The following is a 23,518-nucleotide window of genomic DNA, read 5'->3' on the forward strand; positions in this document are numbered from 1 at the left end:
AACAATGATTGATACCCATACCCATTTATACGCAGAAGAGTTTGATGAAGACAGAAAGGAAGCCATTCAGAGAGCTTTGGATAAAGGAATTACAAAATTCTATCTTCCTGCCATTGATTCTGAATCCCATGAAAAAATGCTGCAGCTGGAAGCAGAATATCCGGAACAGGTTATTTCTATGATGGGGCTTCATCCATGTTATGTGAAACCCGAATCCTGGGAAAAAGAGCTTGAAACAGTTAAAAATTATCTGGATCAAAGACATTTTCCGGCGATCGGAGAAATCGGGATTGATCTCTACTGGGACAAAACAACACTGGATATTCAGGTAAAAGCCTTTGAACAGCAGATTGACTGGGCTATAGAAATGGATCTTCCGATCGTTATTCATACCAGAGAAAGCTTTGAAGAAACATTTGAGGTGCTGGAGAGAAAAAAACACCCGAAACTTCGTGGAATTTTTCACTGTTTTTCAGGAAATCTGGAGCAGGCAAAACACGCTGTTGACCTCAACTTTATACTGGGAATTGGTGGAGTAGTGACCTTCAAAAACGGAAAAATTGATCAGTTTTTAAATGAAATTCCTTTGGAAAAAATTGTTCTGGAAACAGATTCTCCTTACCTGGCCCCGGTTCCGCACAGAGGAAAGAGAAATGAGAGCGCTTACCTGGATCTCGTAGCAGGTAAGCTGGTAGATATCTATAGTGTTGACTTTTCAGAAATAGACAGGATAACGACAGAAAATGCATTAAAAATCTTTCAGTAATACAATAAATCAATCCGTATAAAAAAATCTTCTCATATCCTGAGAAGATTTTTTTGATTGAAATGAATTCCGGAAAAGCCTGAAGTTTAAAATTGCATATCAACACCGGTTGTCATCCTCATATTTCCGGCCCCTGATTATTTCTTTCTTGTAAAATTTTTATTCTTAGGCTTTTTAAAACCAATAGGAGGGGTATTTCCCGAAGCAGGCTTCTTTTTGTTTTTATTAGAGGCCTGTGGTCTTCCTGATCTCTGGTTGGGTGCTTTTTCAGCACCTGCCGGAACAGGTTTATTATTGGAGTCTCTCTTTTGAACCACAAGATCATCTGTATGGAACGGATGGTCTTTCACAATCGGAATTTTCTTACCAATCAGTTTTTCAGTATTTCTCAGATTAAGCAGATCAAGACCATCTACAAAAGAAATAGAGGTTCCTTCAGCACCGGCTCTTCCGGTTCTTCCGATCCTGTGTACATAGGTTTCAGAAACATCGGAAAGTTCAAAGTTGATCACGAACTTTAATTCGTCAATGTCAATACCTCTTGCTGCGATGTCTGTCGCTACCAGAACCCTTGTTTTTCCGGATTTAAAATTGGTTAATGCATTTTGTCTTGCATTTTGGGATTTGTTTCCGTGAATGGCTTCTGCCGAGATCTTGTCTTTCTGTAGCTTTCTTGCAATTTTGTCCGCTCCATGCTTCGTTCTTGAAAAAACCAATACAGAATCTGAAATATCATTCTTTAAAATGTGGGTAAGAAGATTCAGTTTATTTTCTTTTTCTACAAAATAAACAGACTGTTTAATGGTTTCCGCTGTAGAAGACACCGGAGTTACTTCCACTTTTACCGGGTTGTTCAGAATAGAATCTGCCAGCTTTTGTATTTCAGATGGCATTGTTGCAGAGAAAAATAAAGTCTGTCTTTTCTGTGGAAGAAGTTTAATCACTCTTTTTACATCATGTACAAAACCCATATCCAGCATTCTGTCCGCTTCGTCTAAAACAAAAATCTCAAGATTTTTTAAGCTGATAATTCCCTGAGCGATAAAGTCAAGAAGCCTTCCCGGTGTAGCCACCAGAATATCAACTCCTTTTTTCAGAGCTGCTTCCTGATTTCCCTGTTTTACCCCTCCGAAAATAACCAGTTCCTTCAAAGAAAGATATTTCCCGTAAGCTTGGATATTTTCTTCGATCTGTATCGCCAATTCTCTTGTAGGCGTTAAAATCAGGGCTTTTATATGGTGGGTTGAAACTTTGCTTCTGGATAAATTCTGTAGAATAGGAATGGCAAAAGCAGCCGTTTTTCCGGTTCCTGTCTGGGCACATCCTAAAAAGTCTCTGCCTTTCAAAATTTCAGGAATAGATTTTTCCTGAATGGGAGTAGGATTGGTATATCCCTGTTCCTGAATTGCTTTCGCAATAGGTTCTATTAAATTAAGGTCTGTAAAATTCAAATGAATTATTTTAAAATTTAAATAAAAATTCCTTCAGCCTGAAAGAATTATATCCTGCAAAGGTAGTCTAAAAAAAATTAAGAATCTGATCTTGTTGTCAGAGATGTTACAGGAGCATAGTAATGAAAATGAGGTATGCTTTAAAAGTGTTTGTTTTTTATAAAAATGAATAAAAAGCATTGATGGATAGTAAAATTATAACTATTAATGGGAATTAAGTAAAATGTTATCGTGTAAAAAGATTATTTTTGAGAAAATTTTTAATACAAAAATAACCATGAAAAAAACAATCATCCTACTTGCAGCTGTTGCAGGTATACAAGCCTCTGCTCAATCCTGGAATCTGTCTGGAAATACAGGAACTGCTCCCGGAACTGATTTTATCGGAACAACGGACAACAAATCTGTAATATTTAAGACAAATAATACGGAAAAAATGAAGATTACACCTAACGGCAGATTTATCTTTTTCAATGTAACATCACCCGGGCAGGTTTGGGATAAGAACTTATTTTTCGGAGGAGGAGTAGATAATCCTACAGGGTTTTATAACACCGCTTTCGGTATGGGATCACTTACCCAGAATACAAACGGAAACGGTAATACGGCTTTAGGAAACAATACTTTGTCTCTTATTACAAACGGGGACGATAATGTGGCTGTAGGACAAAACAGTATGAGAAACACAGCATCCGCTTCAATGAATACAGCCGTAGGAATGAATGCATTGGAGCATTTTAAAACTGGAGTTGGAAACGTAGGAATCGGAACAAGTTCAATGGGATCAGGAGGGCTTACAGGAGAGTTCAATGTAGCTATAGGAACAAGCGCATTAAGGTATATCAACAATGGAAATTATAATACAATCATTGGGGGAGAATCTTTCAGAAGTCTCGCAAAAGGATCTAATAACATTAATATAGGCCATGCTAATGCAGGATTGATTACTTCAGGAAGCAATAATATTATTATAGGAAATTTTATTAAGACCTACAATGCAACTTCTCCTGAAAACGAATTAAATATCGGAAACTGGATTGTTGGAAATAACGGAACGATCGGTATTGGGCAGTTTAGTACTCAATTACCGGCAGACGGTGTTTCAGCAGACGGGGCAAAATATAAGCTTTTTGTAAAAGACGGGATAAGAACTGAAAAAATAAAAGTAGATATTTCAGCCAATAACGGCTGGGCAGATTATGTTTTCGCCAAAGACTATAAACTGATGCCACTGAAAGAGCTGGATCATTTTATCGCCACAAACGGGCACCTTCCGGAAGTTCCTACTACTGAAGAAGCTATTAAGAATGGAATAGAACTGAAAGAAATGAATATTCTTTTACTGAAAAAAGTAGAAGAGCTTACCCTTTATACTCTGGAGCAGGAAAAGCGTATTCAGGCCCTGGAAAAGAAAATTAAATAAGGCTGTATAAATTGAATACTATGAAGAAAATTTATATAACATTATTAATGGCCATTCCCCTGATGCTTTTTTCACAAGGGGAAAATGATAACTGGTATTTCGGAGGGTATGCAGGAATTAATTTTTCAGGAAGTACTCCTGTAGCCCTTCATGACAGCCAGATGTTTGTAGCCGGGGCAGCCACGGCATCTGTAAGTGACAGCAGTGGAAAGCTGTTATTTTATACGGATGGTGAGAGCGTATGGAACCGTGAGCATCAGGTGATGGATAATGGAGACAACCTGAATCAATACTCTTCATGGCAGATCTGTATTGCGAAACATCCTTCTAATCCTAATCTGTATTATATTTTTTCAAGCGGGATACCGGTTTCAGGAGTCGGAAAGGTAATACGTTATTCTGTAGTAGATATTTCCCAGGGAAGCCTGGGGCAGAATGGTTTGCCTTTGGGAAGTGTTTTGCCTAATTTTAAAACAGTCCCGATTCTGAACGGTCCGAGTGAGTTTACCTCCTCTAAAGCGGCAACTATTGTTCCTCATGCCAACGGAACTGCATTCTGGGTGTTGTTTACAGAGGACAGAACTTTGTACAGCTACCTTCTGGACAGTACGGGGCTAGTTAATAACACTCCGGTAATAAGCAATCTGAATATCGGAAATGTTAACCCGTCTTTCTTCAGCCATTATTCCTACCTTAAAGCATCGCCCAGATTAAGCTGCAGTGAGTTTTCAAATTATCTGAGCTTTACATCCGTAGGTAACAATTCTTATAATGAAAGCAGGGTGTATTCCTTCGATGACAGTACAGGAAAGATCACCAGTGATTATGAACTTGTAATAGCCAGCTTAAATCCCTTTTTAACAGAGTTCAACAGTACCTCATCTATTTTATATATGGCTGGCTACGAACCTGGTGTAGGGGCACTTTATGCCATCAATCTGGCGGCTTCTACCAATAGCAATATTGTATACAGCAGTGTATATCCTATCAATAATACTTCCATTCCTAGCACGTCTGTAGAGGGAATGCAGAGGAATAAATACGGAGATATCTACATTCAGTACGGGTACAACTATTCGGCATCCAAAATACTTAATCCGGATGTGTATGGGGGTGCAACACTGGATCTGTACAATATCTATCTGCATCCCGGCGTCGGAAGGTCATTTCCACAGCTTGTTCCCTCATTGGCGAGGAGTTATGGAGGAACTTGTATTCCGGATAAAACTCTGCTGAGTCCCGAGCAGAATATGAGCTACACCTATCAGGTATCCAATACCATTACGGCAAAAGATAATTATAGCATTGATGCCGGAAAGAATATCACGATGAAAGCAGGGAATAGTATAACACTTCTTCCCGGTGTTGATATTCAGGCAGGATCTCGTTACCTGGGAATGATTGAAGGTTGTGAAACTCCGTGTGGAGCGGCAGAAAAGAAAAATAAATCTGAAAAGAAAAGCATGTTCCTTGATTTAAGGAAAAAAGATGCTTCAAAAACAGGAACAGAAGTGAAAGATACTTCCATTAATATTTACCCTAACCCTGCATCCGATATTTTACATATTAAAACCCAGGCTAAAATTAATGAAGTTGAGGTTTATGATAGGTCCGGGAAAAGGATTAATGTCTCAGTAAATAACGATAAGGTTAACGTAAAGGAACTTCCTGCAGGTTCATATCTTATTAGAATTACAACTGAAAAAAATACCGTTTCCAAACAGTTTATTAAAAAGTAATACGAAGGTATATAACTTAAAAATGGCTGTCCATTTCAGGGCAGCCATTTATATTTAAGTATGGGCTATTTAAATAGGTATTCAACACCGGCCTGTAAAAAGCCTATTTTGGCAGGAACCGATTTGTTCTTATTAATTTTAATAAAATCAAAATGCTAGCGGGCTCTACAAAAACTGTTCATTGATTTTATATTCAGCTCCTAAAAAAGTAAGCTTCCCAGAGATTTTAGCGTCTATAATTTATAATATTCCTCTTTTTGGGGATTTTCATCAGCGAATTTAATCCTTCAATAAGATGTTAATGTACTTTAATATTCAGCTCTTTATATTGATTAATTGATTTTTTTATATCATTTGAAGTAATGCATTCATTATTGTATATATTATTCATAGCATAATATTTTTATTATAATTTAGGAGAAGTCATTCCGCTAAAAAATGTACATGGAATGCTTTAATAAATTATCACTAAATCCTAAAATTTACAAAATGAGAAAAAACCTATTAAAAACGTGTTTTTTATTAGCACTTGCACTGACATTGAATTCTTGTTCAAGAGAGGATGAATTGAACAAACTTCCTGACAAAACTGAAAATACTCAGCTATTTTCTAAAAATGTTGTTATATCGAAACTGAATAGTTTGGATGAGGATGCTATCCGAAAGAACGTTCCTAAACAATATGTAGAATTAACAGAAAGAAAACTGAACAGCCTGAAAAAAGAATTATTAAATTCTTCAAAAGAGAATTATACAGAAAAGGAACTTTCATTACTCATAGATGAAGTGTCTGGAATAAATAGTGATGATTTGAATTTAATTCATAAGAATCATCCGGGTATATCATCAAAATCCGAAGAGCTGATTAATAGATACGCAGATCAGGGATGGAATCTTAGTAAAAGTGGTAATACTTATATTTATGAAAAGTTTATTGAGGAGGGTTTTCTAACTGTTAAAATAAATAATGATGAACAAGAACGTGATAAACTTGAGTATTTTTCACCCACAAGATTAGTAAAGGTTCAATTAGAGGTGTTGCATATGACAAATACACCGGTTACATTTAATTTTTATCCGCTTAATAGCAGTGGGAATATATTAACAGCTACCTTTCCTAGTGGGGTAGTGCTTTCCTATAAAACAGTGATGCAAGTTAAAAGTAATGAATATAAAGGTTCAGTGAGAATTACAGATAATACCGGATTTCCTGTTAATGTCGTATATAATACTGACGGAACTTTAAGGAATGGTCTGAATTTCTGGGATCATGGGATGGTTTGTGTTGTTGTACAGAACTAATTTCATGTCTATGATTTTCAGGTTAAATTCTTCAGTTTCATAAATGATTAGATTTGCAGCTGGAAAAGGTACCGTTTCCAAACAGTTTATTAAAAATGATACCTGAAGTGTTCCAATGAAAAAGGCTGTCCATTCCGGGCAGCCTTTTATATAGGATTACAAATTACTACTTTTAGAGGAACTACCGAATCTTAGTCCATTGCTGATTCTTTCTCAGGTCCTCAAAAAAACGGTAAACTTCCGAAAGTTTTTCACTGCCGCGTTTTCCATAATCCTCTATATTTTTTGAGCTACCATCTGTAAAATTAACCCTTAAATAAGAGGTTGGAAGGTCCGTAATATTTCTTTCCCCATATTTGTCGTTTAAATTTTTTACATTCAGATCATTCAGCAGGGCAATTAATTTACTGTAATCTTCTTGCCTGATGGTTCCCTTAAAAGTTCCTTCACGGGGCTTTGAGAATTCATTCTTCGAAGGTTTATTGCTGAAATTAAAATGCTCTGCTTCAAAAATTGCTGTTCTGTCCGGATTAACAGTGATTTTAAAAACAGGACAGAATCCAAAACATGGAGTTGCTTCGTATTCAATTTTAGAATACTGAGTGCTGTTTTTTGGAGTACTGCATGAAAACAGGAATACGAATGCACATAACGCCAGTATATATCTCATTGCTTTATTTTTGAAAATTCACTCAATAACTGTTCCAAAAACGACCATTTGTCATTCATATAAAAAACAAAAATAACCCCGGAATTTTTTCCGGGGTTGTTATTTCGTGCTTCAGCAGAAGCCAAAGCCAAAGACTTTTACCTTAAATATTCTATCCGTGCAGTTTTTTCCAGATGGCATCCTTCAGTTCTGTAAGGCCTTCACCTGTAACGCCTGAGAAAAATAGCGGCTGTCTGTTTTCAGGGAATTCTGCAGAAATTTCTTTTTTCAGTTCCTCATCAAGAAGATCAGATTTTGAAACCGAAACAATAAAATCCTTATCCAGAAGTTCAGGATTATATTCCTTCAGCTCATTCTCCAGAATCTTAAACTCCTGGAAGTGATCCTCAGAGTCGGCAGGAATTAAAAATAACAGGATAGAATTTCTTTCAATATGTCTTAAGAACCGGTGTCCCAGTCCTTTTCCTTCTGCAGCGCCTTCAATGATCCCGGGAATATCAGCCATTACGAATGACTTATAATTTCTGTAATCTACGATCCCCAGATTGGGTGTCAGTGTGGTGAATGCATAATTGGCAATCTTAGGTTTTGCAGCGGAAACTGAAGCTAAAAGTGTAGATTTTCCAGCATTGGGGAATCCTACAAGACCCACGTCAGCAAGAATTTTAAGTTCAAAGACAATATAGCCTTCTTCTCCCGGAAGTCCGGGTTGCGCATATCTTGGTGTCTGATTGGTAGAAGACTTAAAATGTTCATTTCCTAAACCTCCTTTTCCACCACGCATCAGAATGATTTCCTGCTTATCTTCCAGAATCTCACCAATGATTTCTCCGTCTTCATTTTTGGCAATTGTACCAATAGGAACATCAATATAAATATCATCTCCGTCTGCTCCTGTAAGCTGGCTTTTCCCTCCGTTCTCACCACGTTCTGCTTTCACGTGACGGGTATAACGAAGAGGAAGAAGAGTCCATTCATTGGCATTTCCTCTCATGATGATGTGTCCTCCACGGCCACCGTCACCACCATCAGGACCTCCTTTAGGAATATATTTTTCACGGCGGAGATGGGCAGAACCCGCGCCCCCGTGTCCACTTTTACAATGGATCTTTACGTAATCTACAAAATTTGACATTTCTTATAATTAGGAGTTATGAGTTATGAATTATGAGCTATGAATTGTAAAAACTTAAACTCATTACTCATAACTTTTAACTATTTTATTTTTTCTACTTCAGCGAAAAGCTTCTGGGAAATCTCATCAATTTCTCCTACACCGTTTACTTCAACATATTTTCCCTGCTGCTTGTACAGTTCGGCTACTTCTGCTGTTTTAGCATAATATTCTTTAATTCTGTTTTCAATGATCTCTATGTTGCTGTCATCAGATCTTTTGCTGGTTTCTCCTCTTTTCAGGATTCTTTCTACCAGGATCTTATCTTCTACTACCAATGAAAGACAGATATCGATCTTATCATTGAGTTCTTCTTTAACAATTCTTTCCAGAGCTTCTGTCTGTGCAGTAGTCCTCGGATAACCGTCAAAAATAAACCCGTTGGTATCAGTCGGCTTTCTGATCTCGTCAACCAGCATATCTGTTGTCACCTGATCCGGAACCAATTCTCCCTTATCAATGTAAGACTTTGCCAGTTTCCCAAGTTCAGTATCATTTTTCATGTTATACCTGAAAAGGTCGCCGGTTGAAATCTGTTTTAAATTGAATTTTTCGATCAGATTTTGGGCTTGTGTTCCTTTTCCACTTCCTGGAGGGCCGAACAGAACTATGTTTATCATAATTTTGATGTGCTTTTGGCCTTAGTTGTATACTTTTTGGCCTTTAGCTTTTTTAGTTAATATTTTACTTTTATTTCGATTAAATTTTAAAGCTAAAGGCTAATAGCCGATAGCTAATAGCAGTGATTAATGGTTGATCTGTCCCTCTTCCAGCTGATACAGATTAGAAAGGTTTCTTCCCAGTTCATCATAATCAAGTCCGTATCCCAGAACAAATTTATTAGGAATCTCTTTTCCGATATAGTCCAGCTTGAAATCTTTCTTGTATACTTCAGGCTTTAATAAAAAAGAAGCCAGCTTCACAGATTTAGGACGTTGTGTTTCTTTGAAATATTTGAAAAGACTTTCCACAGTATTTCCGGTATCTACAATGTCTTCTACAAGAATAATATGACGGTCCTTTACGTCTTTGGTAAGTTCCATTTTCTGGTAAACGATTCCCGTAGATTCTGTTCCCACATAAGAACTCATTTGGATGAAAGCAATTTCGCATTCGCCCGGATAATATTTTAAAAGGTCTGAGAAGAACATGATAACCCCATTCAAAACACCGATGAAAACAGGAACCTCATCCTTGTAGTCTTCGTAAATCTTTAAAGCTGTTTCTTTTACAATTTCCTGAATTTCGGCGTCCTTCAGATAAGGAACGAAAGTTTTGTCGTGAACTTTAATGCTTTCCATAAAAAAATTTAGTAGGTGGCAAAGTTACGGATTTTTGGCAGAATGCAGAAATCTATACCGCTTCCATTTTCATAAAGCTGTTTCTGAATGAGTTTGATCCGGAGAAAATGCAGTATCGGGATGAAAAATAGTTGATATTAAATGATTTGTGTATATTTGTACTCTCAAAACCCACAATACGGACATGTAGAATTCAATTTCTTTCAGACATTTATGAACGGCAGCAGACCAGCTGCTTATTTTCAATCATTCTAACAAGAAAGAAATTATGATTTTGCTTCAACACATATCCTACGGGTTCCCGGGAGGGAATCTTCTTTTTAATCATATTAATTTAAATATACAGCCTCATACCAAATCGGCATTGACAGGAAGTAACGGTATGGGAAAATCAACCCTGCTTAAAATTATAGCAGGAAAAATTCAGCCATTGGAGGGCAGTGTGACCATTAAAGGTGATCTGTACTATGTTCCACAGATGTTCGGGAATTTTAATGACCGGACTATAGCAGAATGTCTGAAAATTGACAAAAAACTGGAAGCTCTTCAGAAAATTACAGAAGGCGAAGTGGACGAAAAATATTTTGAAACCTTAAATGATGACTGGGACATTGAAGAACGCAGCCGGAATGCTTTGCACTTCTGGGGCCTTGAAGATCTGGAACTGAACCAGAAGCTTGAAAACCTGAGCGGAGGCGAGAAAACAAAAGTTTTTCTGGCTGGAATACAGATCTGCGAGCCTGAGATTATTCTGATGGATGAGCCTACCAACCATCTGGACCTTGAAGGCAGAAAACTTCTGTATGACCTTATTGAGAATACAGAAGCTGCCGTTGTGATGGTAAGTCATGACCGTGCTTTGCTTAATCTTGTCGATACTATATTTGAACTCAGCAGCCAGGGAATTGATACCTATGGTGGTAATTATGATTTCTATGCAGAACAGAAAGCTGTTGAGCAGGAAGCTCTCAGGAATGATATACACGCAAAAGAACGGGCCCTGAAAAAAGCAAAAGAAAAAGAACGCGAAACCCTGGAGCGTAAACAAAAGCTGGACGCCAGAGGAAAACAGAAGCAGGAAAAATCGGGAGTTGCCAGGATTATGATGAATACCCTGCGGAATAATGCTGAAAAAAATTCCTCTAAGCTGAAAAGCATTCATGCCGAAAAGATCAGCGGTATTTCCGGAGATCTCAGAAACCTCCGTTCTTCTGTGAAAAATTCTGACCAGATGAAAGTTATTTTCAATGATTCCAACCTGCATTCCGGTAAAACGCTGATCACAGCGGAAGAGGTAAATTATCAGTATACTTCTGAAAATTTATGGAAACAGAACCTTAATCTTGAAATCCTCAGTGGCGACCGGATTTCAGTGAAAGGCTCAAACGGGTCAGGAAAAACAACTTTAATAAAGCTCCTGATGGGAAGTCTGAAGCCTGCAACAGGAAAAATAACAAGGTCAGATTTTACGGCTCTTTATATTGATCAGGAATATTCAATGATCAACAGAGATATTTCTGTTGAAGAATTTGTCCTGCAGTTTAATGATGCCGCTCTTCCGGAATCAGAAGTGAAAACCATGCTGTCAAGGTTCCTGTTCGGAAAAGAAACCTGGAATAAGAAATGCGGTGCATTAAGCGGAGGGGAACGGCTGAGGCTGCTCCTTTGTGGGCTTTCAGTCAGCAACACAACTCCTGATGTGATCATTCTGGACGAACCAACCAATAATCTGGATCTGCAGAACATTGAAATTCTGACAGGATCTGTTAAAAATTACCGTGGAACCCTTATTGTGATTTCGCACGATGGGGTCTTTCTGGAAGAAGTGGGAATAGACAAGGAGATTGTTTTGTAATAATATACTGAATAATATGGCAGGAAAATAACGGCGCATATTTTTGTGGGAGGAAAAAATATCAATCAGCAGGCCTGTATTATATTATCTAAACGTTATAGGTTTTCAAAACCTATAACGTTTAGAGTGGGCTGTATTCTTTCAAACTTACCAGGGAATCTGTTATCTACACAATTTACGGGCATACAACGTCTTTCATGCATCAGTAGATATTGCTGTTTTATTTTTTGGTTTTTTTAATAGCATCCAGATAAATCTTTTTAATACTGTTCTTTTCTTCCTTCTCAGAAATACTCTCGAGGGCAGGAAGAAGATCTGTATTATATTTAGTCTTCAGTTTCAGAATTTCTCCCAGAGCAAAGGCAGCGCTCCACCGTACCACGGTTCCTTCATGATCGGTATTGGCAAGCAGCCCGCTGATGGGGTTTTCCAGTTGGTCAGGAAACAGATGGGCAATATTTCCGATTACTTTGGCACTTTCCCATTTTATCCGGGGTGCTTTTTCAGGAAGGGTAGCAGTTACAAATGTCAGGATTGTTTCATCTGCAATGCCGGGATTCTGTTTGGTGGCATATTCAAGAGCTTCAACGCAGGTGCCTTTTACCGGATCTTTAGCTTTTTCGGCAAAGGCGATCAGTTCATCGGTAGGCAGTGATCCATCAAGAATCCATTTACTGATGATATCTGTTTTTTCTTTAGCTTTTACAGTCTTGTCTTTAAAAAGTTCTTCGATTGTCATTGTATTTTCAGTTTTGTTTTTTCCAACGTTCTAAATTAGGAATTCCTTTTGAAAATAAGCCGGCCAGAAATCCAGGGAATCCCATTTCCTTCATTTTAAGCTTTACAAAATGCTGCATTTCCTGAGCGGTAATATCGGGTTGTTTAAACTGTCCGTTTTCATAGCAGTATCCACAGTACATTTTGCTGATGCTTCCATCTGTATTTGTTCCTCCTCCGTTAGGCGATTTTTTCAGAGGCATTCCGCAGCTCTGACAGTTTTTGTAGGTTTGATCCATGTTTTCTCGTATTTTCCGGCAAAGGTAAAAGGGGAGAATGACAACCCTATGTCAGTCTGTTTAAAAAAAATTAAGTCAAAGAATTAATATACTCCTGAAGGGTAAAATGAGCTTCCTTTCTGAATGGCTGACCTGTATTTTTCAGATCCCGGATCTGAAGTACTTTAAAATCCCGATATCCCCTACGGGCCCAACACCAGCCGATAAGATGCCATTGATTGGTGTAAAAGCTCATGCCAATTGGTTCTATTTCTCTTTCACTGGCTTCATTCTGATTGTTAACGTAACTTATTTTCAGGATTTGTTTATCAATAATAGCATTCTGAATAATGGTGAGATGGTCCCGGCTGTGGTCTGTTTCCGGAGAAACATAGATTCCTATCTTTTCCTGGAGAAGATCCGCTTTTTCTTTTTCCCTCTGCTGTAGTACCGATTTTATCTTATCAATAGCATTGGAGACATGGTTATGAATGGTTTTGTCCGTATAGCGTTCCGACAGCTTGGCGATCATGATCAGGGCATTGGCTTCATCACTGGTCAGCAGAACGGGCGGAAGAAAAAATCCCTGCAGAACTGTGTAGCCTTTCAGGGGTTCGTAATCAATGGGAACCCCGATTTCTCCAAGTGCTTTAATATCCCTGTATACCGTTCTCACGCTGATCTCATATTTATCAGCGATATAATCCGCAGTCACAAACTTTTTAGACTGAAGGGTAGTCAGTACAGAGATAAGCCTGTCAATTCTGTTCATGGTCTTTGTAGATATTTGTAAGGAAAACAAATGTAAATAAAATGTTCAGGAAAATTTTACAGACTTTTTTAATATCGTATCTGAAGCCGTTCCCTGATGCTCAGCATAGAAAAATGCAGCAGTATCAGAAACCCAAACATAAAAAGAAGACCTTTCTGAGGAAGCTTTACCAGATTTTCGGTAAATAGATTATATTGTTGGGGAGACGTGAAATCATTAATATAGTTCCATATATTTTTCTGAGGAATATATTCAAGCGTAGAGAGGGGGCCACAAAGAAAAAAATCTTCTTTTTCCTTGCTTGTTACAGGAGAAATATACTCATGCAGGGCAAAAATATGACCTGTTTTTCCGGCATCTACTGCATACATGTCCACTTTTGCTTTATGCAGATCATTAAGAACAGAAACAAAATCTCCATAAGTATTCTGGTCTGAAAGAACAAATTCGATCCCCGAGTTCTTTTTATTATCTGCCTGGAGTTTTTTTAGTTGTGAAACACGGAATTCAGATTTTTTTCCGGCTTCATGGGGATCGACGGCCATCTGTTGATAATCCCGGTTTCTTAAAGGTTCAAAAGATGATTGGTCATAAGGATCGGCAGAAGCATGTCTTGAAGGCAGTCCGATATCAATCACACTGTAGACGGTCCTGTCAATATGCGGAGAAATGTAATACCAGAACAGCACCGGGACTAAGACAGCACTGATCAGCCCTAGGAAATAATATATTTTTCTCATTCCTGTCATTTTTGATAAAAATAATAAAAAAATTAACAGCTGCACACATTGAGACTGTTATTTTATGGCTTATAAAAAATACTTTGGTCTACTTAATAAGGTTTAAAATCACAGTATATAAAGTTCACTTAAAAATACTTTAGAGTGCCTAAAAGCTTTTATGCTTTCCTGTCATGCAAAAAAGTTTAAATGAGTTCTAAAGATTAAGCCAAAACAAAAAAGTGATCCGGCGGACCACTTTTTTGTTTTATATTTCTGAAAATTTACCAGTCTCTTTTTCTCAGAATCCAGTAAGACCCGAAAATAAAGATACCGGACCATACGATGCAGGCAATAAGACTTTCAACCGGATACGTAAATTCATACTGTATCCCCATCATTTTAGCGGTTTTCAGACGTACCATCGGATTGGGAATAAGACTGGACATGCTTTCCAGCGGCAGAAGATGCGTAATGAAAAAGTCATCTTTCATCACTTTCAGTCTTTCCGGTTCCTGAAGCCCCCTTACTTTCTGGAAGGTTTCAATGACTGTCAGAATTCCTTCAGCGATCCAATAGACAAAAAAGCCAAGAAAAACAAACATTGACTTTCGCAGCAATACCGAAAGAAACATCAGGAAACAGAAGAAAGTAAACAGCTTTACAAAATAATTTCCAATAAAGAATATCTCCTCGAAAACCTTAGCCGATTCTGTTGTATTAGAATACTGATACCCCAGAAATAAGGTTATAACGAATATCAGCAGTGTAGAAATGGCTGTGAAAATAGTAATGGTCAGCAGTTTCGAACCAATAAATTCCTTTCTGCTAAGCCCATCAATGGTGTTCTGCTTAAACATCCGGTTGGTAAACTCCTGTGAAATGGAAAATACAATGATCAGCCCAAGGAAAATCTTCAATAGAGCTACAATCCAGGTGGTAAAATTCCATATTTCCGGGAAATTATAAATACCCTGTTCTTTCAGGTTAATAGTAGCTCCGAAAACATTCAGATCAACAAGTCCGATGAAGAGCATAACCGTGAGAATAGCGAAATATAATGCTGTGAAAATCTTGAACGGTCTGTAGTTCAGATTTTTATAATATTCAATTTTTAATAATCTAAGCATGGTTATTGGTGTTTTTTACAAGTTCAAGGAATTGAGATTCAAGAGACAGTTTTTTCTTGGTTAAATGGGAAAGGAAAATTCCTTTTTCCATCAGTTTCTGGTTCAGAGCAGAGGCTGAAATAGAGGCATCTTCACGGATCTGGGCTTTAATGATCTCGCCTTCTGTTTTTACCGAGGTAAACCACTGGAGCTCTTCCAGAGCGCTTAGCAGCTGGGTGTTGTTATCTGCTTTTAATTCAAAATAACCATTGTTGGCGGTCATTTCATCCACTCTTCCGCAATAAATTGAATTTCCTTCCTTTAATACAATCACATGACTGCAGATCTTTTCAATTTCATCCAGAAGATGGCTGGCAATAATAATAGTGATGCCCTGTTTCGCAATAGTGCTGATGATTTCCCTGATCTGGATAATTCCTTCCGGATCAAGACCATTGGTGGGCTCATCCAGGATCAGAACTTCCGGATTGTTCAGCATGGCAGAAGCAATGGAAAGACGTTGTTTCATTCCCAGTGAATAGGTTCTGAAAGCATCTTTTTTTCTTTCCAGAAGGCCTACGGTTTTCAGCACTTCATCAATTCTTGTATGAGGTGTTCCCTTAATCTCAGCCACAATCTTAAGATTGGTTTCCGCATTCAGGTAAGGATAGAAATTAGGCTGCTCAATAATGGCACCGATTTTTTTTAAGGTGTCTGGTTGGGTTCCTTTCTGTCCGAACCAGTACCAGTCACCGCTGGTAGGATTAATGGTAGACAGGAGCATTCCGAAGGTGGTAGATTTACCGCTTCCGTTAGGTCCCAATAGTCCGTAAACATTTCCTCTTTCCACATCAAAAGAGATGTTGTTTACGACAGTTCGTTTGAATTTCTTAGTTAAATTCTTTACCGACAAAACTTTTTCCATGATATTTGTTTTACATAGTAGTAGGTCTCATAAATTTACAGATTGTTACATAACCTGAATTATTTTTCTGTTAATTTATATCGCTGAACTTTTTTATTAAGCTCTAATAATAAATATCAGACTATCATTATTTTACAGATGTAACTTTTTTTGTGAAAATAATACCTATTCAGAAAATAATAATTACAAAATATTAAAAATATAACTTATGAAAATTCTCAAATGGTTGAAAAGACTTGGAATGGGTCTGCTTATTCTCATCATTCTTTTATTGATTGCAGGATTTATTTTTGAAAAAATTTCCCGTTCAAACGCTGAAAAAATAAAACCTGACGGCCAGCTGGCAAATGTGGAAAATCATAAAATGCACTATTTTAAAAAGGGAACAGGCGGGCCTTCTGTTATTTTTGAAACCGCTTTTGATCCTGCGGGACATCTGCAATGGTATCATATCCAGCAGCAGCTTCCTGAAACATATACAACATTTTCCTATGACCGCTCCGGTATTTTATGGAGTGAAAGAGGAACAAACCCGAAAACAGGAGAGAAAATTGCTGAAGAACTTCATACTTTACTGGAAAAAGCAAACATTCCTAAACCTTATATCCTTGTAGGACATTCCTTTGGCGGAATGCTTTCCCGTTTCTTTGTTGCAAAATATCCGCAGGATGTGGCCGGAGTGATTCTGGTAGACAGTCAGTATCCTGAAGACGAAAAGTTTTTGTCATCTGAACTTTACGCTATGGTGAATCAGGGATTACCTGCCGGATTTTTGAAATTTGCGAATACTTTTGGAGCGGCAAGGCTTATGTTTAAAAATATGTTTCCCAATAAAACAGAGTATCAACATCAGAACTCTCTTATGCCTGCACTGCTTTATAAAAGTGCCTATGGTGTGCTGGAAGAGCAGGAACAGATGAAAGCTATCAAGAAGAATGCTTCAGGGATCAATACTTTTGGCTCTGTTCCTCTCTATGTAATCACGGCAGCAGATAAAACAAGGTATGACAGCTTTATTAAAGATGAAAAATTGAAGAACGAAATGCTGATTGCATGGGATAAAATGCAGAAAGATCTTTTAAAGCTATCATCAGACAGTAAACAGATCTTAGCTTCAGGGAGCGGGCATTACATCAATCAGGATCAGCCGAAAGTAATTGAAGATGCTATTAATGATATGCAGAAAAAACTTTCAGAAAAACAAAAAAATACAGCACAAAAGTAATGGTATACTCATTTTCAGCATTCAATATCTAGCAAAATTTAGCAAATTTTTCAATAGATTTTTAAGATTAAAATGCTAAATTTGATAGAATTAATCGGGAATTATGAAGTTAATTGAACTTGCCAGAGAGCTGAATGTATCAGCGGAAGCCATCATACAGTTTATTCAGGATTTCGACCTTGAATTAGGGGTTTGTATCAGCACCAACTTTGAAGTAAAAGAAGATTTTGAAAAATTTGCACGTGAAAATGTAAAATTTTTAAGACTTTATGAGAAGGATCTGGATAAAAATAAAACCGTTGAGCAGATCGCAGAAGTCATCAATCAGCCGAAAGAAGATATTGAGAAAGCCATTAAAGAGACCAATCCCAATATTTTTGACAATGGTTTCTTCCGTTCTTCCATCTCCAGTTATGGCATTGATAATAAATTAGGAGGAAATTATCAGTTTGTATACGATTATTTCGGGCATAAAACCAGCCTGAGACACAGGGATTTTATCGGTTACAGAGATCTTTTCTTTTATATCTCTTCGGTGTTGGAGCCGTTTCTTAATCCACAGCAGATCAAAGACTGGGGAATCAATAAACCAGCCGGAATCGTTTTGTACGGTCCTCCGGGTAGCGGTAAAATATTCTGGGCAACCAAGATTGCCGAAATTATCGGATATCATTTCAAGGAAGTCAAAAAACATTATCTGGGAACTTCATTCATAGACGGAAATAAAACCAATTTCAATGATTTCCTGCTCACGATGATGAAAGAAGATAAGGTGTTGCTTTTCCTTGATGATTTCGATGAAATTATGATGCAGCGAAAGGCAGAAACAGACATTGCTTCCTGTAATCTGGAAACCCAGGAACTCATCCTTCATTACATCGGAAAATTTGAAAAAGAAGAACTGCTCATGGTTGGATCTGCCAATTCCATTGCAGAGATTGATGAAGAAATCTTAGCGCCGGGAAGATTTGATGTGATGATCCCCGTTTTTCCGCCCAATGCCTCCGAACGTTCAGAAATTATCCTGTATGCGATGACAAAAGATCTGGAAGCAGATTCTCTGCTGTTTAAGATTCTAAAAAAGAATAAAGCCGATAAAGTTCCGTTCTGGCACGATATTTCTTCAAAAATGAAAGTATTCAGCAATACCATGCTGATCGACTTTACCCAAAGCCTGAAAAAGAGAATTAAAAATCTTTACCAGAGAACCCGGAACGAAAATCTTAAGATTGATCAGAACCTTCTGAATGCAGCCTTGAGAGATGCTGCCGGAAAACTGACCGAAGAATACCTGGAACAGATTGCTCGATTCCTTGCTGATGTGATGATTAATAATTTCGATGAATTCCGCTACAGAATACAGGCTTTGAAAAAAGAGCTCGAAACCTATCAGGTAGTAGAAGAACCGAGAAGAGCCATCGGATTTCATCATAACGGGGGAGAAGATGATGCACAGGGATAATAAGCCTGCAAAAGGCATATTTAAATAACAACTATTAATCTTCATTATCTATTAGTTACTCATGAACAACAGCGTCTGGGAGCTCGAAACCTTCTACAGAAGAAGAAATATTATCATTATAGGATCCGGGTTTTCAGGATTGTGGACGGCTTTGGCAGTGAAAGAAAAATATCCTGAAAAATCAGTTCTGGTTATAGAGCGAAGTGCTGTTCCGCTGGGAGCTTCAACAAGAAATGCCGGTTTTGCATGTTTTGGCAGCTTAACAGAAGTTATTGCCGATTCACAGAAAATGGGCTGGGAGAAAACGTTAGATCTGGTGAGGATGAGGTTTGAAGGACTTCGGAAAATTCAGAATTATTTTAAAAACAGCGAAATTGATTTTGAGCTGGACGGAGGTTACGAAATTTTAAATCATAGTGAACCTCTGCAGCAGTTGGATCTGGTCAATGAAAAGCTGAAATCCATAACCGGGCTCGAAAAAACATATAGTTTGAATCCGGAAAAAATAAAGCAGTTCGGATTGGGTAAATCTGAATTCTTAATTGAAAATACTTGTGAAGGCAGTCTGCATTCGGGAAAGCTCCTGCAAAAACTTCAGGAAAAATGCCGGGATCTGAAAATTGAATTTTTATTCGGAACAGAAGTAAAAAATGTGAACGAAAAAACGGACGCTGTAGAGGTCTGGATTTCAGAAGCACTTTTTGTGGAAGCCGATCAGCTGGTTTACTGTACCAACGCTTTCAGCTCAGAATTTCTGAAAAATGAAGAGATCATTCCCGCCCGAGGGCAGATTATCCTGACGGAACCCATTGAAGATTTAAAATTAAAAGGAACATTCCATTACGATGAAGGTTTTTATTATTTCAGAAATCTGGGAAACAGAGTGCTGTTGGGAGGTGGCAGAAATCAGGACCTCAAAACAGAAGAAACAACAGCCTTTCAAACCACAGAATTTTTACAGAATCATCTGGAAAACTTTATGAGAGAAGTCATTTTACCGGAACAGGACTTTAAAATTGCGCTCCGCTGGTCAGGAATTATGGCGATGGGATCAGAAAAAAGTCCGGTTGTAAAGCAGCTTTCAGAAAGACAGTTCTGCGGAGTAAGGCTCTCCGGAATGGGAGTGGCCCTAGCTCCAAAAATAGGGGAGGACATAGCTGAAATGATTTAACGTCACAAATCTTCCCACCAATCCATAATATCATCAGTTATTTTTTCTGAATTGAATTCATATCTGTAAAGACCATAACCCACACACAGTTCGCTTTCTATTATACCCTGTATTTTTTGTGAATCTGCTCCTTTTTCCAATTGCTGAAGAACCTTTTCTGCAAGATAAGCACAGAAGGCTTTATCCATTCCGGGACTTATATTCATTGATATGATCAGCTTTTTCAGTTGCAAGGAATTCGCCCGGTGCTCATTAATTAAAATATTGATGTAGTTTTTATTCATTCAGATAGTATTTCGGAATCAGATGCAAAACCAGGAACGAACCCAAAACATACAAAATCCAAACCTGGAATCATCTGCTAAAACCTTGTATTTCAAAAATATTGAAGCGCCCTTGTTTATCTTAAAAATGTTCGCTATTATTCATTCTGATTAATAAAAGGTATTTTCCCCAGCTTTTAAGACTGATTTATATTTGTTAGGATAAATATACATTAAAAAAAGAAATGGAAATTTTAATAAATCTTTCTGTTCTGTTGACGGCTTGGAACCTTAAACTGTAAACCCTGAACTTTAAACAGGAAACCTTGAATTCTGAATCCTCAACTGACAAAAGAATTCCGTATTTTTGTATAAAATTAAAAATTCGTGATCAACAACGACCAGATAAAAGAAGTTCAGTCGAGAATAGAAGACTTACATAAATATCTTCAGATTGAAAAAAAGAAGATAGAAATTGCCAATGACGATGAGAAAACAGCTGCTCCGGAATTTTGGGACAATCCGAAAGAAGCCGAAGCTTTTCTGAAACAGCTCCGTTCCAAAAAAAGATGGGTAGAAGATTATGAAGAGATCAGAACCCAGTTTGAAGATTTGCAGGTTCTTATGGAATTTGCAAAAGAAGATCCTGATTCTGAAAAAGAGTTAGACGAAACTTTTCCTCAGCTGGTAGAAAAGATTGAGGACCTGGAATTCAAAAATATGCTTTCCAATGAAGGGGACGAACTTTCAGCAGTGCTTCAGATCACAGCAGGAGCCGGAGGTACGGAAAGCTGTGACTGGGCTTCCATGCTGATGAGAATGTACACCATGTGGGCAGAAAAACAGGGATATAAGATTCGCGAACTCAATTTTCAGGAAGGCGATGTAGCCGGAGTAAAAACTGTTACGCTGGAAATAGACGGGGAATACGCTTTCGGATACCTGAAAGGAGAGAACGGGGTACACAGGCTGGTAAGAATTTCACCTTTTGACAGTAATGCAAAACGTCATACGAGCTTCGTGTCCGTGTATGTTTATCCTTTAGTAGATGATACTATCGAGATCAATATTAACCCTGCGGATATTTCATTTGAAACAATGAGGTCATCCGGAGCAGGAGGTCAGAACGTAAACAAGGTAGAAACCGCTGTACGTCTCCGCCACGCACCCACCGGAATTATTATTGAAAACTCAGAATCCCGCTCACAGCTTCAGAACAAGGAAAAAGCAATGCAGCTCCTTCGTTCAAGACTTTATGAAATGGAACTGGAAGAACGTATGAAAGCCAGAAACGAGATTGAAGCCAATAAAATGAAGATCGAGTGGGGAAGCCAGATCAGAAACTATGTAATGCATCCGTATAAACTGGTAAAAGATGTACGCTCAGGCCACGAAACCTCGGATGTGGATTCTGTAATGAACGGAAATCTCACCCCATTCCTGAAAGCCTTCCTGATGGCCGATGGTACCGCAGTTTCTGATGATGATCCTGACTTGTAAAATATCATGTCTGTATTTTAGTTAAAATCTTATAATTAATTTTTGTTTCAGACTTTTTACGCTTATTTTTGTTGCTAATCGTTATTTATGGAAGATTTCAATAGCTGGAAAGATTTACTGAACCCCGAATTTTATATCAAAATGGGTGGGTTCTGGCTTATTTTATTCATTGTTTTTGCCGAGACCGGACTTTTTGTAGGATTTTTCCTCCCGGGAGACTCACTACTTTTCGTTTCAGGGATTTATGCCGTTGAAATCATCAAAGAGACTTTTGGCTCTACAGGGAGCGATTTTTTAGATACCACACTTCTGGCTACCGGGGTTGCCATTGCAGCTGTGATAGGAAATGAAGTGGGATATTATTTCGGAAGAAAAACAGGTCCTGCTCTTTATAAGAGACCAGATTCAATGCTGTTTAAGAAAAAATACCTTTACCAGGCGCATGACTTCTTTGAAAAGCATGGTGCACTGGCGATTATTATGGCCAGATTTCTACCGGTAGTAAGAACATTTACTCCTATTGTTGCCGGAATTGTAAAGATGGATAAGAAAGAATTCCTTAGAGATAATATTATCGGAGGGGTGCTATGGTCATTCATTCTGATTTTTGCAGGGCATTACCTTGATAAATTGTTCATGGAACAGTTTGGTATCAATTTAAAGGAAAAACTGGAATACATTATTATAGTTATCGTACTTGTAACAACACTTCCGGTCATCATTAAATTTGCTTTCGGAAAAAAAGAGGATTTCTCTAAATATGAAAATAAAGATTTTGAATAAGAATTCAACAATATTATAATCCATAACCTGCTTTTTTAGCGGGTTATTTTTTTATCCATTCCAGAATATTCGGATAAATAATGCTGTCTCTTTTTCTTTTGCTGAAAAGCCTTGGAACATGTCCGGTTTTTTTCATAAAGACCAGCTTATGCGGAATATTCTCCCGGGTAAGTACAGAATCCATGGCAATTGCCTGATGCTGGTTGACCAGAAAGTCATTATTTCCTTGGAAAAGAAGAGTAGGGACACTCGTAATATTGGCGATAGGGCTGGCTTCTTTAAAGGCTTCAGATATGTTTTTCCGGTCAAACTTCGTTCCCACTACTTTCTGGAAAGTGGGAGAGGTGTATTTGGAGTAAAATGAATTCAGATATTCGGGGCTGTAAAAATCAGTCGGCCCGCTCAGGGAAATAATCTTTTTGACCTGATCCGGATGTTTATAGCCGTAAAGAAGGGCAAGATGTCCTCCTGCACTTTCTCCCAGCAATATGTAGTTATCAGGCTCCAGCTCTGCCTTTTCCGAAAGGGAATTAAACTTTTCAATAGCAAGCCCAATATCTTCCAGCTGTTGCTTATATGTAATTTTTTTCCTTTTGGAGACCAGCCTGTAATTCATATTGATGCTCGGAATCTGGTTTTTAAAAAGCATTTTCTGGACCTGGATCATGTGCTCTTTTTTTCCGAGGGTCCATGCACCACCATGTACAATAAGCACTACCGGACTGTTTTCAGGATAATCCAAAGGAAGAAAAACATCCATCTTTTGTCTTTTATGCTCACCATATTTTAAATTATAGATCTTCTGCTGGCCGCCGGGTCCCACCCAAACCCTGAATTTGGTATTACATGACTGAAGCAGGAAACTGATGCAGCCAACTGCGAAAAAATGGTATCTCAGAATGAGCTTTTTCAT

The 23,518-nt window shown here is 37.9% G+C and carries 23 protein-coding genes; 10 read left to right on the top strand and 13 right to left on the bottom strand.

The features are described from left to right. Nucleotides 1–4 precede the first annotated feature (4 nt). Nucleotides 5–766 (top strand): TatD family hydrolase, encoded by a 762-nt coding sequence (locus AOB46_RS04455; RefSeq protein WP_062696874.1) that lies wholly within the window; start codon nt 5–7, stop codon nt 764–766. Nucleotides 767–903: 137 nt separating this feature from the next. On the opposite strand, the gene AOB46_RS04460 is transcribed toward AOB46_RS04455, so the two are convergent. Further along, entirely contained in the window at nt 904–2,217 is a 1,314-nt protein-coding gene (locus AOB46_RS04460) for a DEAD/DEAH box helicase (protein WP_062696875.1), read from the bottom strand. A gap of 277 nt (nt 2,218–2,494) precedes the next feature. Here AOB46_RS04460 and AOB46_RS04465 point away from each other — a divergent pair, with 277 nt between their 5' ends. From AOB46_RS04465 to AOB46_RS04475, 3 genes are all read left to right on the top strand, one after another. Next, nucleotides 2,495–3,640 (top strand): hypothetical protein, encoded by a 1,146-nt coding sequence (locus AOB46_RS04465; RefSeq protein ID WP_062696876.1) that lies wholly within the window; start codon nt 2,495–2,497, stop codon nt 3,638–3,640. A 20-nt stretch (nt 3,641–3,660) separates the two neighbouring features. After that, nucleotides 3,661–5,379, top strand: coding sequence for a T9SS type A sorting domain-containing protein (locus AOB46_RS04470; RefSeq protein WP_082377018.1), 1,719 nt, complete (start codon nt 3,661–3,663; stop codon nt 5,377–5,379). 489 nt (nt 5,380–5,868) lie between these two features. After that, nucleotides 5,869–6,681 carry a hypothetical protein gene (locus AOB46_RS04475; RefSeq protein WP_131724317.1) on the top strand — a complete coding sequence of 271 codons (813 nt, stop codon included), beginning with the start codon at nt 5,869–5,871 and terminating at the stop codon, nt 6,679–6,681. A 181-nt stretch (nt 6,682–6,862) separates the two neighbouring features. Here AOB46_RS04475 and AOB46_RS04480 read toward each other — a convergent pair whose 3' ends face one another. The 4 genes from AOB46_RS04480 to AOB46_RS04495 form a co-directional block, all read right to left on the bottom strand. Continuing rightward, nucleotides 6,863–7,351, bottom strand: a complete 489-nt coding sequence (locus tag AOB46_RS04480; protein WP_062696879.1) for a DUF6438 domain-containing protein — start codon at nt 7,349–7,351, stop codon at nt 6,863–6,865. A 151-nt stretch (nt 7,352–7,502) separates the two neighbouring features. Continuing rightward, nucleotides 7,503–8,486 carry a GTPase ObgE gene (gene obgE / locus AOB46_RS04485; protein WP_062696880.1) on the bottom strand — a complete coding sequence of 328 codons (984 nt, stop codon included), beginning with the start codon at nt 8,484–8,486 and terminating at the stop codon, nt 7,503–7,505. An 80-nt stretch (nt 8,487–8,566) separates the two neighbouring features. After that, the gene (locus AOB46_RS04490) at nt 8,567–9,145 is read right to left on the bottom strand and encodes an adenylate kinase (protein WP_062696881.1); all 579 of its coding nucleotides are present in this window, start codon (nt 9,143–9,145) and stop codon (nt 8,567–8,569) included. 126 nt (nt 9,146–9,271) lie between these two features. After that, nucleotides 9,272–9,826: a phosphoribosyltransferase gene (locus AOB46_RS04495; protein ID WP_062696882.1), complete on the bottom strand. Its 555-nt coding sequence runs from the start codon at nt 9,824–9,826 to the stop codon at nt 9,272–9,274. A 268-nt stretch (nt 9,827–10,094) separates the two neighbouring features. On the opposite strand from AOB46_RS04495, the gene AOB46_RS04500 reads away from it, so the two are divergent. Then, the gene (locus AOB46_RS04500) at nt 10,095–11,681 is read left to right on the top strand and encodes an ABC-F family ATP-binding cassette domain-containing protein (RefSeq protein WP_062696883.1); all 1,587 of its coding nucleotides are present in this window, start codon (nt 10,095–10,097) and stop codon (nt 11,679–11,681) included. Nucleotides 11,682–11,901: 220 nt separating this feature from the next. Here AOB46_RS04500 and AOB46_RS04505 read toward each other — a convergent pair whose 3' ends face one another. The 6 genes from AOB46_RS04505 to AOB46_RS04530 all read right to left on the bottom strand — a co-directional run bounded on the left by AOB46_RS04505 (nt 11,902) and on the right by AOB46_RS04530 (nt 16,201). Then, complete coding sequence (locus AOB46_RS04505) at nt 11,902–12,420, bottom strand: HEAT repeat domain-containing protein (protein ID WP_062696884.1); 519 nt, start codon at nt 12,418–12,420, stop codon at nt 11,902–11,904. Between the two features lie 7 nt (nt 12,421–12,427). Next, nucleotides 12,428–12,697 carry a zinc ribbon domain-containing protein gene (locus AOB46_RS04510; protein WP_062696885.1) on the bottom strand — a complete coding sequence of 90 codons (270 nt, stop codon included), beginning with the start codon at nt 12,695–12,697 and terminating at the stop codon, nt 12,428–12,430. Nucleotides 12,698–12,767: 70 nt separating this feature from the next. Next, nucleotides 12,768–13,448: a helix-turn-helix transcriptional regulator gene (locus tag AOB46_RS04515; protein WP_062696886.1), complete on the bottom strand. Its 681-nt coding sequence runs from the start codon at nt 13,446–13,448 to the stop codon at nt 12,768–12,770. A gap of 68 nt (nt 13,449–13,516) precedes the next feature. Then, nucleotides 13,517–14,188: a hypothetical protein gene (locus AOB46_RS04520; protein WP_131724318.1), complete on the bottom strand. Its 672-nt coding sequence runs from the start codon at nt 14,186–14,188 to the stop codon at nt 13,517–13,519. Nucleotides 14,189–14,451: 263 nt separating this feature from the next. Beyond that, entirely contained in the window at nt 14,452–15,297 is an 846-nt protein-coding gene (locus AOB46_RS04525) for an ABC transporter permease (protein ID WP_062696888.1), read from the bottom strand. Then, nucleotides 15,290–16,201, bottom strand: coding sequence for an ABC transporter ATP-binding protein (locus AOB46_RS04530; RefSeq protein WP_062696889.1), 912 nt, complete (start codon nt 16,199–16,201; stop codon nt 15,290–15,292). The genes AOB46_RS04525 and AOB46_RS04530 overlap by 8 nt, the downstream gene beginning before the upstream one ends. 208 nt (nt 16,202–16,409) lie before the next feature. Here AOB46_RS04530 and AOB46_RS04535 point away from each other — a divergent pair, with 208 nt between their 5' ends. The 3 genes from AOB46_RS04535 to AOB46_RS04545 all read left to right on the top strand — a co-directional run bounded on the left by AOB46_RS04535 (nt 16,410) and on the right by AOB46_RS04545 (nt 20,059). Beyond that, nucleotides 16,410–17,426: an alpha/beta fold hydrolase gene (locus AOB46_RS04535; protein WP_062696890.1), complete on the top strand. Its 1,017-nt coding sequence runs from the start codon at nt 16,410–16,412 to the stop codon at nt 17,424–17,426. A gap of 103 nt (nt 17,427–17,529) precedes the next feature. Then, entirely contained in the window at nt 17,530–18,888 is a 1,359-nt protein-coding gene (locus tag AOB46_RS04540; protein WP_062696891.1) for an ATP-binding protein, read from the top strand. A 61-nt stretch (nt 18,889–18,949) separates the two neighbouring features. After that, on the top strand, nt 18,950–20,059 hold the full coding sequence (locus AOB46_RS04545; RefSeq protein WP_062696892.1) for an NAD(P)/FAD-dependent oxidoreductase: 1,110 nt from the start codon (nt 18,950–18,952) through the stop codon (nt 20,057–20,059). 2 nt (nt 20,060–20,061) lie between these two features. On the opposite strand, the gene AOB46_RS04550 is transcribed toward AOB46_RS04545, so the two are convergent. Beyond that, a complete protein-coding gene (locus AOB46_RS04550) occupies nt 20,062–20,343 on the bottom strand; it encodes a hypothetical protein (RefSeq protein ID WP_062696893.1) in 282 nt (93 codons plus the stop codon). Between the two features lie 366 nt (nt 20,344–20,709). Between AOB46_RS04550 and prfB the strand changes: the two genes are divergently transcribed. Next, nucleotides 20,710–21,822: a peptide chain release factor 2 gene (gene prfB, locus AOB46_RS04555; RefSeq protein ID WP_062696894.1), complete on the top strand. Its 1,113-nt coding sequence runs from the start codon at nt 20,710–20,712 to the stop codon at nt 21,820–21,822. Nucleotides 21,823–21,909: 87 nt separating this feature from the next. Further along, nucleotides 21,910–22,605 (top strand): DedA family protein, encoded by a 696-nt coding sequence (locus AOB46_RS04560; protein WP_062696895.1) that lies wholly within the window; start codon nt 21,910–21,912, stop codon nt 22,603–22,605. 43 nt (nt 22,606–22,648) lie between these two features. On the opposite strand, the gene AOB46_RS04565 is transcribed toward AOB46_RS04560, so the two are convergent. Beyond that, a complete protein-coding gene (locus tag AOB46_RS04565; protein ID WP_062696896.1) occupies nt 22,649–23,518 on the bottom strand; it encodes an alpha/beta hydrolase in 870 nt (289 codons plus the stop codon).

This window comes from Chryseobacterium indologenes (assembly GCF_001295265.1).
In the GTDB taxonomy this organism is placed as follows: Bacteria; Bacteroidota; Bacteroidia; order Flavobacteriales; family Weeksellaceae; genus Chryseobacterium; species Chryseobacterium indologenes_A.

Excerpts from the sequence above, each read along its gene's own strand:
- AOB46_RS04455 (WP_062696874.1), top strand. The coding sequence starts at position 5 with ATGATTGATACCCATACCCATTTATACGCAGAAGAGTTTGATGAAGAC.
- AOB46_RS04465 (WP_062696876.1), top strand. The coding sequence starts at position 2,495 with ATGAAAAAAACAATCATCCTACTTGCAGCTGTTGCAGGTATACAAGCC.
- AOB46_RS04470 (WP_082377018.1), top strand. The coding sequence starts at position 3,661 with ATGAAGAAAATTTATATAACATTATTAATGGCCATTCCCCTGATGCTT.
- AOB46_RS04475 (WP_131724317.1), top strand. The coding sequence starts at position 5,869 with ATGAGAAAAAACCTATTAAAAACGTGTTTTTTATTAGCACTTGCACTG.
- AOB46_RS04480 (WP_062696879.1), bottom strand. The coding sequence starts at position 7,351 with ATGAGATATATACTGGCGTTATGTGCATTCGTATTCCTGTTTTCATGC.
- obgE (WP_062696880.1), bottom strand. The coding sequence starts at position 8,486 with ATGTCAAATTTTGTAGATTACGTAAAGATCCATTGTAAAAGTGGACAC.
- AOB46_RS04490 (WP_062696881.1), bottom strand. The coding sequence starts at position 9,145 with ATGATAAACATAGTTCTGTTCGGCCCTCCAGGAAGTGGAAAAGGAACA.
- AOB46_RS04495 (WP_062696882.1), bottom strand. The coding sequence starts at position 9,826 with ATGGAAAGCATTAAAGTTCACGACAAAACTTTCGTTCCTTATCTGAAG.
- AOB46_RS04500 (WP_062696883.1), top strand. The coding sequence starts at position 10,095 with ATGATTTTGCTTCAACACATATCCTACGGGTTCCCGGGAGGGAATCTT.
- AOB46_RS04505 (WP_062696884.1), bottom strand. The coding sequence starts at position 12,420 with ATGACAATCGAAGAACTTTTTAAAGACAAGACTGTAAAAGCTAAAGAA.
- AOB46_RS04510 (WP_062696885.1), bottom strand. The coding sequence starts at position 12,697 with ATGGATCAAACCTACAAAAACTGTCAGAGCTGCGGAATGCCTCTGAAA.
- AOB46_RS04515 (WP_062696886.1), bottom strand. The coding sequence starts at position 13,448 with ATGAACAGAATTGACAGGCTTATCTCTGTACTGACTACCCTTCAGTCT.
- AOB46_RS04520 (WP_131724318.1), bottom strand. The coding sequence starts at position 14,188 with ATGAGAAAAATATATTATTTCCTAGGGCTGATCAGTGCTGTCTTAGTC.
- AOB46_RS04525 (WP_062696888.1), bottom strand. The coding sequence starts at position 15,297 with ATGCTTAGATTATTAAAAATTGAATATTATAAAAATCTGAACTACAGA.
- AOB46_RS04530 (WP_062696889.1), bottom strand. The coding sequence starts at position 16,201 with ATGGAAAAAGTTTTGTCGGTAAAGAATTTAACTAAGAAATTCAAACGA.
- AOB46_RS04535 (WP_062696890.1), top strand. The coding sequence starts at position 16,410 with ATGAAAATTCTCAAATGGTTGAAAAGACTTGGAATGGGTCTGCTTATT.
- AOB46_RS04540 (WP_062696891.1), top strand. The coding sequence starts at position 17,530 with ATGAAGTTAATTGAACTTGCCAGAGAGCTGAATGTATCAGCGGAAGCC.
- AOB46_RS04545 (WP_062696892.1), top strand. The coding sequence starts at position 18,950 with ATGAACAACAGCGTCTGGGAGCTCGAAACCTTCTACAGAAGAAGAAAT.
- AOB46_RS04550 (WP_062696893.1), bottom strand. The coding sequence starts at position 20,343 with ATGAATAAAAACTACATCAATATTTTAATTAATGAGCACCGGGCGAAT.
- AOB46_RS04560 (WP_062696895.1), top strand. The coding sequence starts at position 21,910 with ATGGAAGATTTCAATAGCTGGAAAGATTTACTGAACCCCGAATTTTAT.
- AOB46_RS04565 (WP_062696896.1), bottom strand. The coding sequence starts at position 23,518 with ATGAAAAAGCTCATTCTGAGATACCATTTTTTCGCAGTTGGCTGCATC.